Origin of the sequence: Ureaplasma urealyticum serovar 8 str. ATCC 27618, from assembly GCF_000169535.1 — a bacterium.
GTDB lineage: Bacteria > Bacillota_I > Bacilli_A > Mycoplasmatales > Mycoplasmoidaceae > Ureaplasma > Ureaplasma urealyticum.
Genome location: NZ_AAYN02000002.1, coordinates 429,897 through 443,298, shown reverse-complemented (window position 1 = coordinate 443,298; position 13,402 = coordinate 429,897). Strand labels below are relative to the sequence as shown.

11 protein-coding genes are annotated in these 13,402 nt (G+C 27.6%); all 11 read right to left on the bottom strand.

The annotated features are described in order from the left end of the window. Positions 1-390 precede the first annotated feature (390 nt). The 11 genes from UUR8_RS01975 to UUR8_RS01925 all read right to left on the bottom strand — a co-directional run bounded on the left by UUR8_RS01975 (position 391) and on the right by UUR8_RS01925 (position 13,055). Positions 391-834, bottom strand: coding sequence for a hypothetical protein (locus UUR8_RS01975; RefSeq protein WP_004026034.1), 444 nt, complete (start codon positions 832-834; stop codon positions 391-393). Beyond that, positions 803-1,351, bottom strand: coding sequence for a hypothetical protein (locus UUR8_RS01970; protein ID WP_004026043.1), 549 nt, complete (start codon positions 1,349-1,351; stop codon positions 803-805). Before UUR8_RS01970 ends, UUR8_RS01975 begins: the two co-directional genes overlap by 32 nt. Further along, positions 1,338-1,784 (bottom strand): hypothetical protein, encoded by a 447-nt coding sequence (locus UUR8_RS01965; RefSeq protein ID WP_004025764.1) that lies wholly within the window; start codon positions 1,782-1,784, stop codon positions 1,338-1,340. The genes UUR8_RS01970 and UUR8_RS01965 overlap by 14 nt, the downstream gene beginning before the upstream one ends. Before the next feature lie 4 nt (positions 1,785-1,788). Further along, a complete protein-coding gene (locus tag UUR8_RS01960) occupies positions 1,789-4,032 on the bottom strand; it encodes a collagen-like triple helix repeat-containing protein (RefSeq protein ID WP_004025866.1) in 2,244 nt (747 codons plus the stop codon). Then, on the bottom strand, positions 4,032-4,709 hold the full coding sequence (locus tag UUR8_RS01955; protein ID WP_004025568.1) for a hypothetical protein: 678 nt from the start codon (positions 4,707-4,709) through the stop codon (positions 4,032-4,034). Before UUR8_RS01955 ends, UUR8_RS01960 begins: the two co-directional genes overlap by 1 nt. Positions 4,710-4,869: 160 nt before the next feature. Further along, positions 4,870-6,057: a hypothetical protein gene (locus UUR8_RS01950; RefSeq protein ID WP_004025528.1), complete on the bottom strand. Its 1,188-nt coding sequence runs from the start codon at positions 6,055-6,057 to the stop codon at positions 4,870-4,872. 15 nt (positions 6,058-6,072) lie between these two features. Further along, on the bottom strand, positions 6,073-6,399 hold the full coding sequence (locus UUR8_RS01945) for a coiled-coil domain-containing protein (RefSeq protein WP_004025760.1): 327 nt from the start codon (positions 6,397-6,399) through the stop codon (positions 6,073-6,075). A 2-nt stretch (positions 6,400-6,401) separates the two neighbouring features. After that, a complete protein-coding gene (locus tag UUR8_RS01940) occupies positions 6,402-6,770 on the bottom strand; it encodes a hypothetical protein (RefSeq protein ID WP_004025658.1) in 369 nt (122 codons plus the stop codon). 10 nt (positions 6,771-6,780) lie between these two features. After that, positions 6,781-10,263 carry a hypothetical protein gene (locus UUR8_RS01935; protein ID WP_004025514.1) on the bottom strand — a complete coding sequence of 1,161 codons (3,483 nt, stop codon included), beginning with the start codon at positions 10,261-10,263 and terminating at the stop codon, positions 6,781-6,783. Beyond that, positions 10,256-11,620, bottom strand: coding sequence for a hypothetical protein (locus tag UUR8_RS01930; RefSeq protein WP_004026231.1), 1,365 nt, complete (start codon positions 11,618-11,620; stop codon positions 10,256-10,258). Before UUR8_RS01930 ends, UUR8_RS01935 begins: the two co-directional genes overlap by 8 nt. After that, positions 11,610-13,055, bottom strand: coding sequence for a PBSX family phage terminase large subunit (locus tag UUR8_RS01925; protein ID WP_004025564.1), 1,446 nt, complete (start codon positions 13,053-13,055; stop codon positions 11,610-11,612). Before UUR8_RS01925 ends, UUR8_RS01930 begins: the two co-directional genes overlap by 11 nt. Positions 13,056-13,402 lie beyond the last annotated feature (347 nt).

Below are 13,402 nucleotides of genomic sequence, written 5' to 3'. Positions count from 1 at the left end.
TAATTCTAAATGTATTATAATATTGTTGAAAACAAAAAACACGCTCCGTTAAAGCGTGCTTAATGTGTTAGTTTAGGTTTTATTATCTTATTTTCTTAAACTTATTAGGATTTGGATTATTGTTAAGATTATTACTATTAGGTCTGATAATTCCATAGAATCACCCCCTTTTTTTAAAAGGTTATGGTGTATTCCTAAACTAACAATAATATTATAATATATTTTTTACACTTTGTCAATACTTTTTATATATAAATATATAAAAATGTGGTATAATTTAAGTGGCTATTACTTATTTACGACTGGTAGTAGCAAAATCTTTATTATTTCAGTTCCTTAATGGTTGAAATATAAAAAAGCCACCCTTTAGCAAGGTGGTTTTTATTTTGTCTAATAATCGCTTTTAATACGTTTTAAATATTCGATCTCTTCTTCTAATTTGCGTTGTTTACGTCTTGATAGATAACTATGTCTGATATCATCAATAAACGCCTTTGGGTCTAATATACCATCTTTAATTAATTTAGCTAGCATTAATCTAAATCTTAGCATTAGCATTAATTCAAATACTTTTAATGGAATTGATAACGCTGTTATTAAATATCCAAGCACTGAGAACACTAAACCAAATAATGCGGTTGGATCTTGTCAGTTGATGTGTTTTAATTTGTCAAACAAACTCTTAATCTTGTCATTGAAATTAAAAAATGGTACAAATACAATAATCATAGCAAACGCAATTACAAATACTAAAATACCAATTCATAATATCAAGCGTTTTTTATTAAAGAAAAATAATTCCTTAGTAATCGCTTTGAACTCTTGTTTTGTCATCTTTTATAATCTCCTGTTCTAATCGCTTAACTTTTTGTTCTTGCTCTTGTATTTTTAATTGCTTTTCTTGTTGTTCTAGTTTTTTTAATTCTTCATCCAATGTTTTGTAATTGTTAGAACTTATAACTGCTTTAATATTTTCAACACTAATATAACGATTACGTATTTGTTCAACTAGTATATCTAAGGCTTCAAACTCTTCTTTATTTAAATCCCCGTATTGGTGCATTTTAGCAACAGTTCGCCATAATGTTTTTAATGTTGGTAAAAGTGTTAACATTGAAATAATCAAATTAATAAATCCAATAGTCATAAAGAACGGGAAATAAAATTTTTGTTCTTTAACAAATAATACAAACACGTTATCATTTGGTAGTCCAGCAATTAAATAAGTTGACAATAGTGCTAATCCTAAAAACAAACCTGAGATAATTGAACTTATTAAATAAATCAGCTGTACTTGTTTTTTAGAAAACTTCCATTCTTTGTTTTTAAACTTATTTTTATTGTTCATCATTTAAAATACTCTCCTTATTTTGCTTGTATAAATCATTTTGAGCCTTTTTTATGCTTCTTTTTTGTTCGTTAATAGCTTTTCATTCACTTTTTAGTTTGTCTTGTTCTATGCGAGTTTTTAGATGTCAGTTTTTACCTTCTGTTGTAAAACGTCAAAAGAACGGCGATATTGCGAAAAAATCAACGCAACCACAAATGATATAAGCAAATAAAACGACTAAAAATAATTGCCATTTTTTCGTACTTCCTAGTTTTGGAAATTTTGATATCATTCAATCTCATAATGTGGCTTTGTCTGTATATTCGCTTTCTTTACCAAAAAATACAAACGACGTTTCACCAATTTTAATAAAAAACGAACAAATTAAAAAAATGGTTCATAATGTGGTTAGAATTCATAGTCATAAAATACGACGATTAATATATTCTTTCATTAAATTATTCTCCTACATAAATTGTTCTAACACTTCATTCATAATTTAATCCAACTTCAAAGTTTGTAGCAAATGTTTTATTTACTATATCTATTAATCACAAATCAACATTAACACCAGATTTTTCAGCATTAACACGAACGACTAAAAATTGAGGTTGATATTGATTTCACAACAGGATTTGTTGCTGTGTTTCTCCACTATCAGATAACATATTATTACGGTCTGTGTTTCTATCAAAAGAAAACGTTAAACTATAATCTTTATCACTTCAATTAACACTACTATTATTAAAATTTAATGATAGATATCATTTAAAAATTACCTCATTATTTGCCATATTTGGAAACGTACGTTTAATATCAGGTCATGGTATTGTTTTATTATCGCCATATTCTTCATCGCGACCAGTTCATTTAAAATTTTCTGGTAATCGAACACGTCCAGCATAATATCATTGTGAATGAATTTTATAGTTATTGCTACTTTTTTTGTTTTCTAAATTTCTAATCTTAGATTCAATTGTTGTAATAGTTGAACTATTAGCATTATTTACTGTTTGTACGCTATTAATTTTGTCGTTTAAACTTGAATAATTACTTTTAACTGTATTTTCTAAATTAGATAATGTACTTGATGCTGTTGATTGTTGATTTTCTAATTTAATATACTTTTGTTCTAAATTATTTTTAGTTTCTTTTAATGATGTTTGTAATTGTAAAAGATTAGATGTATTTTTAGCAATTGATTTATTCATTCTTGGAATAATACCATCATTTTCAGGTTTATCACTGTTTCAATCTAATCGTTCTAGTTTTACAGTGCCAAAAGGTCAAACTGTATCAGAACCTTCTCTATTACCAGCAGATACGTCATTAATTAAATATTTTATTAAGTTATCATAATTTTCACGAAAACCTAACATTCCTATTAGTGCAGTGTTTTTAAAACTTTCTAAATTAGATGTTAAAGCATCAACATTAGCACTATCACCTTTTTCACCCTTTGGCCCAGTTTCACCTTTTGGACCAATTGGACCTTGTATTCCAGGTTCGCCTTTTTCACCCTTAAATACACCAGCTACTTTATCTTTTTCATAAAGCGATAAAACTGTTTGTTTTACTTCATTCACTTTATTTTCTAAGTTCTTAGTGAATGTATTTTCTTTAGCATCGATTGTTTTTTTAATTTCAGCAACTTTATTATCAACAGCGTTTTGTACACCATCTTTAATTTTGTTTAAATCAATTTGTTGAATATTAATTAATTCTCATACATTTTCGTTAATTTGCTTACTTGGATCTACGATATTATGCGTACTTACACCATTGTTAACTAGTGCCTTATAAACTTTAATTGTGTTAGTTTTTTCATCTAAGTCATAAACTAACTCACCAGCTTTATAGTCATAAATAGCATCCCAGTACATTTTGGAATTAATTTTATTACAATATTCATACAATTCTTGGCGTGTAATTGCATTGTTATTATTTTGTCCATATCATGCTAAATTTTTAACGTCATGAATATCGACATAATTAGCAATAGCATTATCATAAACTTTATTGCTTTTATCTGTTGTTAAATCATTTGGTAGTGTACAATCATTTAAAATAAAGCCATTTAATGTTGCTAAATTACCAGATGCGTTAATGCTACTTACGTTATTAATATTGTGATGGTTTAAATCAAAATTATTATTAACAACAGGGTTATTTTTAGATATATAATGGTCTCTTAATTCTTCATGAACATTATTAATCGCATTAATTTTTAATTCATCATAATTAACATAAATACCATCATCGTTAAAGTTAGCGAACTTTGATTTTTTATATAATCCACAAACGCGTAATTTATTAATGATATCTAATCGCTTTTTTTCAAAATCAGCATTTTCTGATTTAAAAGACAATGATAAGCCATCGCCAATACCAGATGAATAATCCTTATCTATAAAATGACCTTGTAATCATAAATAATTTGTTAATGTTGCAATTGCTTCTTTAAATTTAGTTTTTTGATAATCTGTTGTTTGTGCATCATCAAATCAGCCATAAATAAAACCTGCTTGACCATTTGCTGCTATACAATCATCAATCATTGATTGAGCACGCAAAATAAACGTAGTTAACGCTTGTTTTTTACGTTCTAATTGTAATTGATTATCTTCTAAATTTTCGTTTCTTACAATTAGTGGAAACAAGCTTAAATATTCTTGTACACTTAATAATAATTTATTATTCATTATTTAACTCCTTCAAAAAATTTACGAGATGCTCCAAATCAATAAATGCTTTCTTTTTGTAAATGAACTAAGTTTTTACGATTAGCATGATAGAATACATTTCAAAACGTTGTACCAGTTGGTGCAAATTTCAGCATTGTAGCAATGCGTTTTGGAATATTACGTCATGTATAACGTGCTAGTGGATTACGTTTGGATGGTTTCATTAATTTAAGTGTTAAATAACCAATCTTACCAACGCCATCACTTGCGTATCATGTGCCATAATCTATCCAATGTTTATTAAAATCAATGTCAACATTATCAACATCTTTAAACTGATTTTCTTTACGCACTTTTTCAAAATTCTTTTTTTCAGTTTTAGATGCGTTATCTAATGTATCTGTTAAATGTTTGATAATGCTATCTTTTTGTTTTGTCGTGTATTTACTAGTTTGTTTAGCAATATCTTTAATCGCTTCATTAATAGCATCTTTTAGTTTTTTAGCTAAATCTTTGTTATCTTGAATAATTTTTAATTCTTTTGAGTTAAAAATCTTTTCTAAACTTGAATTATCAAAAAACTTTTTTAATATGTCATCTGGTTTTAAATTAAAGTCATGAAAAACAGTTTTACCTTTTTTCATAAAAGCACCAGTTTTATTTTTAAACATTTTAAAAAAATCAAATTTAAACATCTTTAACATACGTGAAAATAAGTTAATCAAAGTAGATATTAAACTCTTAATTTTAGATAACAACAAGCGACCAACAAAGCGTAGTATTAGAATTAGTATACCCATAGTATTAGTTAACAAAAAAAGGGCATTATTTGCCCTTTCTCCTTTCTTTGTAAAATTACTTGTAAGTACTTAAACCCCTTCAATTTGCTTTATTTACTTCAGTGATTTTAGAATCTTCACTGATTGGTGTTTTAAATTCAGCATATAGTGAGGGAAATTGTGAATAAAGATTTGAGCGTGCTTTATTGATTTCATCTTTTGTTGGTTTATCATTTAAAATCACAAAATTTAAATGTGCAAATTGTGGAAAGACCGCACTGTTCATACTTCATGAGTTATGAATTAACTGGTGTGATTTGCTTGTTGGACTTTGAAATGTTGTTAACATTAATTCTTGTTTTAAACAAATTGTAGTCTCAGGCATTGTAATAATACCGCTTAGTTTGCTAAACTTGTAATCACGAATTAAATTACTTGTGTATTTTTGATCTGTTGATTTTAAATAATCTTCGCCTAAATATGCAGATGAGTATATTGGCATTCCTAAATAATCACCCATATATTGTGAACTACTTCCTAAACCCTTAGTGCTATAGTCGCTGTATGCTTGACCATCACGAATTTTATAAGTTTTAGCAGTTAATACAACTAATGCTGCATCATCTGATAAAACGAATCGTAATTTATTTGGATCTGCTCCTAAATTAAATTTAGTACGACTTTTTGTTACTTGTTTTGCTTTACGATATATTTTTTCAACAATTTTTAATCGTTCATCATCTGTTAATGATTCAACACGATCAGGACTAAGTTCTGGAATAATAATATAATTACCAGTTGCTAAACAAGATTGATAAATCGCATCAATGTTAATTAAATTAATTTGATCTTGTTTAACGACTTCTAAATTTGCTAATGTCTTAGCTAAAAAATCGTTTCATTGAGCACCTGTTTTTTTATCAAATACACTAATGCTTACTTCTTTTTGATAATCATTACTTAAATGTAATGTTAATCTATCAATTGCTGGTACTTGCTTTTGTGTAAAGTCATCACGGTACTCTTCAACTTGTCCGATTACGCCAACTTCATAAATAGCAGTTCGCATATCATCCATAATTTTAGTTGGTGTCATTGTTGCACTTCCTAGAAATTCAGCGTTAAATTGATTTTCTAGCATATATTTTTCAAATCCACCTGCAACAACACGTTCATTATTAGCGTTAACAACATCTAAATATTGAGTGATTGTATATTTAGCATTTGGATCTGGTCTTTTTCAAGTGTTTTGGTTATCAGCCATTTTTTCAATTCTCCATTAGTTAAAAAATTTTAAAAAGTGGCTATTAGCATCTTCTACGACTGGTTTTTCTTGATGAATATTAACAAACTGTTGATTTTGTTCAAGCGTTGCGATTTTATTTAATAACTCTTGTTCTCGTTGCTTAAACGTATTTTCTAAGTCTTTGATTTCTTTTAACTTAGCTTCAACTAATTTATTAGCATTATCTAATTGTTCATTTGTTTTTAGATAATTTTCAAATTGTTTTTGAATACGTTTGTCAATTTCATCATATAAAGCATTTTCTTTATTTTCTTCAGTTTCTTGTGGTTGAACTTGATTTTTTTCAAGTTCATTATCCATATTTACATACCTACTTTCTTAGATTGTTTTATTTTTTGTTTCACAATATACGCAACTTTTGAGATTATGAAATAATCAATTAGCATAGTTCCTACAAATCCTAAACCAAACGCTACACCGATAATGGCTCGTGAAAAGATTTGAGTTGTATAAAATACTCCATTAACTGTTGGGTCTTTTATTAAATTATAAGAATATAGACGAATTATTTTTTCTAAATTACTAGTTAATAATTCTCATTTACCTTTATCATCTGTATAAATTCACTTAACATTATCAAAGCAAATAGCAAAAAATGAAATTGCTAATATAGCAGTTAGAATTCATAATCACTTAATACGTTCATTGTGAAATTTAATTATTTTGTTCATACTATATATTTTACTCCACTAATTCAATTGTTTTTAATTTAATGGTTTTTGATTTAATACAGTTATTTGTCTCTAATTCTTTAATAGCATCGCTTAAATCAAATGGTGCAGTTTTAAATAAACGTCGTTCATTATTACCACCTTTAAATTCATCTATAACTCCACTTTCGCTTTGTATTTGTTTTTCATTGCCCCTATCATCAATATAAATATTTGCGTTATTAGCATCGCTTAAATCAAATGGTTTTTCAATTTTATAAGTTGGTAAATAATTTGAAACTAAACGATAATTAACACGATTAGTTGGCTCGATACTATAAACAATATCTTTTGTTGTACTTTCATAATCTTTTAATTCAATTTTAAATGTGTTTTCATTGATTTTAGTTAAGATAATATATTTGTTTTCATTTGGTTTAACACTAACAGATATATTCTCTTTATTATCAACAACAGAATTAACACTAAATTCTTGATTAATAGCTACAAGATTAAATTCTAATTTATCATCAACTTCACCTAAATTAATACGTATTGAACTATTATTTGGTTTTGAAATTAGTAAATCATAAACATCAGTTTTAATACTAAATGTACTAATCGTTGATTTTTTATTTGGTGTGTTTAAATCTACTGCATAATTACCACCATATTTTAATTTATTATATTTTGTTAGTTCAAAACCAACAAAATTATTAGCTGATTGAAAACTATTATCAACGTTAAACTGATTTGTTCAACCTTTTGAAATAAAATTATCTTCAATCTCAAAAGTTAGTTTTAAATTCCGTTTTGTTTTATTAACTGAACCTAAATTTAACCATTCACGATAATTAAAATCTCATTTAAACACAAAACTATAAGCAATAACTTTATTAGCAACAATTACATCACTTAAATTACTTCCACCAAATAAATAATTTAGTTTATTAGTATATGAACCATAGCCAAATAGATTTGCTAATTTAGAGCTGTCTGGTTCATAAAAATAAAAGCGTGGTTTTCTATATTGCGTAGCACTTAATAATGAATTATCGCCCACTTTATATAATGTCTCATTAATTGTTTGTAAACTTGCATTAACTCCATCATCACTATTTGTTTTAGTATTTTTTAAAAAATCAGTTTCAACTGGTGGCTTTGGATAACTTAGTTTAGTTCCAACTGAATTAATCTCATCAAGCGTTGAAAAATTAATATAGTTGCTTCATTGACTCATATCATCAGTATATTTTCCATTGCTTTCAAAAATCGCTTCATACACATTTTTAAATTCATCTTTTAAACGTGCATCTGGTGAATAAAAGCCACTAAAAGCTGTTAGTTTAATATCACACTTACCCAAGCCTTTAATATCAATCGTATCAATTACATAAGGATATTTAACACGATTAACATCTTCACGTTTACCAGACGCTATATTAATAACAGCTGGTTCATAACTAAGCGGTGTGTTTGGTGGTAATGCTTCACAGAAACTATCTCAATATAAAGGTTTTTTATCTTTTCTTATATACGTACCATCACGATATGTTGTTTGTCCAATTAGTTCAGTATCAAATACTTTTAGCTCATCATCTACAAATTTAGCAAATCTATCAGTTATATCAAAATGATAACAACAAGCAATGGCTGGTATGCCAAGTGGACTAAATGTTTTAGCTGGTTTGTTAGTGAAAATATCTAAATTAATTAAATCCGCTTTTAGTTTGTTTGATACTTCTAATTCAAGTGGTAAACATGGTGCAATAAAATTAAAACCACGTGTATTTAATCAAATGTTTGACATGTTATAACCTGTTGCGTCTTCAACTTTGGTTCAACCAGGATATAAAATATCTACAATACCACGTCTAATTTTACCTAAACTAAGTGGTGTATTATCTATTAATTCGCCAAGATTTTGACGTATTGTTTCCTTGTATGAATATGGTAAATACTTAATCAAATCATACATAAACGCATTGTGATTTAAAAACGTATGCAAATTAGTACCAGGTGGCATTGTAATATTATTTAATCCAATTTTAGTTGCTTCTTTTATTTGTTCAGCTTTGGTTTTAGCAAATCCCATATTAAAAGATCATAAACCTAAATTATTTAAATTAAGTGCTTGTGAAACAACACGTCCAACACTTTCAAACGCTGTACCCACAACTTCACCAGCAACTTGACCAGTTACAACAGCATCAGCTAATGGATTATTTTGTTCTGCATTTTCAGTTAATGATCCGCCCTTTTGTGCTCCTGTTCCACCTAATTTAAAGTTAAAAAAGCTCGCATGTATTTTAAAACCTTCATCTCATAATTTAAATGGATAACGATTGTCTTCATAACTTAGTGCGTTATTGCTTGCGTCTCATTTATGATTTAATAATAATCCACCATTTAATTTAATATTAGCGTTATGGTCAAATGTAAAATCTTTTTGTTTTTCATACTGGTCTTTATAAATCTTTTCAATTTCAAAAAACGCATTGTATAAATATACATAATTACTTGTTGGTGCTGATACATTAAAGAATTTAGATGCGACTGGTATTTTAGCTTTATATAGTAATAATCGCTTATTAGCACTTAACTCTCGTGTGTCATTATTATAAGTTCGTCCTGTTATTAACATACTATTTAGTGCATATGGACCATTAGTTAATAATTGAATACTTTTAACTCCTAACGGTTTTTCTTTACGTTCATCATATGTTAATTTACCATTTTGAATTACTGGTCATAAATAACCATCTCCAGGTTGGCATGGTTGAATTGTTGCTAAAATGTCATTACCAGATGATGTTAGTAAATCGTTAACGTTTGTTAGTGTAATTTGTGCTCCTTCATAACGTTTTGATGTTGTTGAATAAAAAGGAATGACTTCATTAACCATTAATCATTGATTAGCTTGTGCATGTTCATCTGGAATAATAAATAAATACTCTTTTAGCATATCAGTCGTTCATTGTTTAAACTTTGCTTTATGACTAACTAAATTACCTTGTTCATTTTGGTATATTTCATCTTCATAAACACTTGGATATTTAACAATTAAAGTAACTGTTGTAATTGTTTTAATAACTGTATGTTCTTTATCATTAAAAACAATTGTAGATACATTATTTGCTTGGGAATAATTTTGTACTCATGCTTGAAAATAATAAGGTTTAAAGTTGTTTTTTAGCGTTGTATTACTTGGATCAATACGTGCGTAATCTTTACTAATGTAATTTAAACTACCTTTAAAGTTATACGTAAATGATTTATCTCAATACGCAATAATTGGCTCATTACTTGCTTTAATATTTCAAACAGTGCTAAAATCTTTGTCATTTACTAATAATGATTGTTCACCAGTGTTTGTAATTTTAATAAAACCTTTTAGTATTCTAAATGGGCATAAATGAATTGGTTTTTGGTTTGGTTCAATTAAACTATCAATGCTGTCTTCAATATTTTTTTGACTATAACCTTCAAGTTCATCTAAATAAATATTACTCATTTTCAAACTCTCCATTTTCTAGTTTTTGTTTATGTTCTAATTCTTTTACTAGTTCATCTTGTTCGGTAGGTGTAAGTTCTGGATATAATTTTTGTACAGCTAAATTAAGTGGCATTAAATTAGCACCATATAAGCTGATCACTTTTTCCATATTATCGTTGTAATCTTTAATTAAATTACTAATAATTTTAAATTCAACATATTGATCAAACTCTTGACGTATTAGTTTATTAACTTGTTTTTGTTCAATTGAGCTTAAACGCTTGTTACCATAACGTTTTGTTTTAAATCATGCAATCGCAATATTTTTAAAAAAATCTATTCAATCATTGGTGTATAGTTCTACTTTCATTTTTGTCGTTTCAAAAGTTGCTTTATTTAAATTAGTTGCTGTTTCGCTATTTTGATAGCTTAAACTATCGCCCATATTTCATACATAACCACAACCTTTAAAGATTAAATTTAATTTTTCAGTAATGGCTTGTAAGTGAATACTTTCGTTAAAAGTAGATTGCATAATTTCAAATGCGTTTTTATCTGGTGTGTTTGTGTTTAATATCAGATCTGAACTCATGTACTGTATTTCATCAATTCATTGATTACGATAAGTTTGTGCGTCATTGTGATTAATAATTGATCCAACGATTCGTGTTTTGTTTAATTCACGTTCTTTTTTAATAAAGTTTAATAAAGCATTAGTATCATTGATTAAATCATTAACTGGATATCAATCTGGTAATTTCTCATTAATTTTATTTTCAAAGTCAATAAATGAACGATTTAAAAACTCTTTTGTGCACAATACGCCGTAGTTGTGTACGACGTTTTTGTTTTTAAAAATATCTTTAAAATACATTGGTGTAGAAACTTCAAATTCATTAAAAATAATTTTATATACACCAGTTGAGTTATAGATTAATCGTTTAATTTCGTATGGTGTGTGTAGTTCTTTTAAACTTAAATATTCACTATCTTTCATTAACGCAATTTTACGATAAATAGTACTGCTATACTCTTGTTGTTGATTAATCCTAATGGATTTGTTCATAGCGTTATTAATATCTGCATTAAAAATTAAAATATCATTGTTATATATTTCAAAACCAACATAGTTAATACCATACAATGATTTAATACGACAATCACCTTTAATTAGTTTTAGTATTTCGTTGTTTTCATTAATATTATCAATAAATTCCATCCACTCCAAAGGTACATTATCTTTTGTTTTTAAGATAACATCATTAACAGTACTTTCTTGTGCAGTTCGTGCAATCATTTCTTTAATGTCAATGTTAATATCAAAATTAGATGGATTTCATTTACTTTTAATAATTGTATTAGTTTTAAGTGCCATATCTTATAGCTCCTTTTTCATTAATTGCAGGTGCTTGTGCATAAAAATATAAATGAAACGCACACATTAAATACTCCAACGCATTAATCGTATGCGTATGCTCATGACTACGCTCTTTTTTAGTATCTTCTTTAATGGTTTTTGGTAAAACAACGTAGCAATTTTTTAAGTCCTTATATAGTTTTGGACACGCATTTTTACTAAATCGCAATTTACCACTTGCAAGCATGTAATTAACTAAAACAACACGGTCTCAAATAGCGTGTTTAATAGCAGGTGCAAAAACAAGTTCAGAACCATACATATTATATTGAAACGCAATGCGTTTAAATGTAGCGTTAAATGTTTCATAAAAATAACGCAAATGAGCATTATCAATATAAATTACAATCTTAACGTTTACTTCTTGTTGTTTTTTAATAAACCAACGCACAACTAACTCAATTTGTTGCTCGCTTGTTAGTGGATTAACATTGTTGTTATAAACCATTTCATCTAAAATCTCAATTCCATTTTCTTTTGAAATTGAACCAAATAAGCACGCAGTATCTGATGATGAACTACTTGTTCCATCTCCCCAGTCCATACCACCAAAAAACTGCATTGCATAATTATCATATTCGCCATATGGTTCATGCATTACGCTTAAACTTCGTGCATAAATAGCACCTTCAACACTCCCACTTAATCCCAAACTAATTACACGATATTTAGAATAATCAATATCTTTTCATCATTCAAACTGCTCAATTTCTTGTTGTGATGTAAATTTATTCGCACGATATGTACTTCTTAAAAATAATTTTTTATCTACAACGCTATATTCATAATATGGCTTTTGTTGGATTGAGAATTCGTTTTCTGCTAAATGATTATTAAAGTTTTCAATATATCAGTGTTCACTTGTTCAAGGATTAGATGCAAAAATAGATACGACCTGCGTATCTTTGGTACCTCTAAGTGATTGCTGTGAGTTTTTAACTAAATTAAAATCTAATTGTGACGCTTCTTCAAAAAACGCAAAAACATAACGTGCTTGCGTTCACAAACGAAACCCAACCTTAGCACCTTTGTTAATGTTATTACGTGTCTCATTTAACGCTTCAAACATTACAGTTCAACCATTAATAATAACAGTACGTTCTGAATGGTTAATCTTAGCAAATTTTAATAATTGCTTTTGCTCTAAAAAATTTAAATAGTCGCTAAAAATTTTTTTCGCATCAGATATATTCTGACGAAAAACATATATTGCGTTTTGCTGTTTAATCGCAACAAGTGATGATAAAAAATCTAATGTCGCAAAAGTCTTACCACTACTTCGTCCACCTAATAAATTAATTTCATTAAATGGTATTGGCAACTTTTTGGCTACAAACTCAACTAAATCACTATAGAAACCAAAACATTCTATAAAATCTAGTTTTATTCTCATAACGATATCAAAAAGCATTAAACTAAAAACGATTAGTCTAACCTTTTATTAAAATAAAGTTTTAATTATTTCGTTGTTTAAGTAGCTTTCATAATAACCACTTACCACGTAAAAACTTTTAAAAATATAATGTGGCCTACTTTTGGTTATGTCTCGTGCTTTTTATCACCAAAGAGATAAGACTAATAAATAATTTTCACACTCAGATACTTGACAAACGTGCTCTTAAAGCTAACTTTGTAGCTATTATCATACGACTTATTTTTGTAAGCGGCAATATTCAGGTGCTTTAAAAGGATATCTAAATATATCTAAAAAACGTTGCTCTTTGTTCGTTTTTTCTAGTC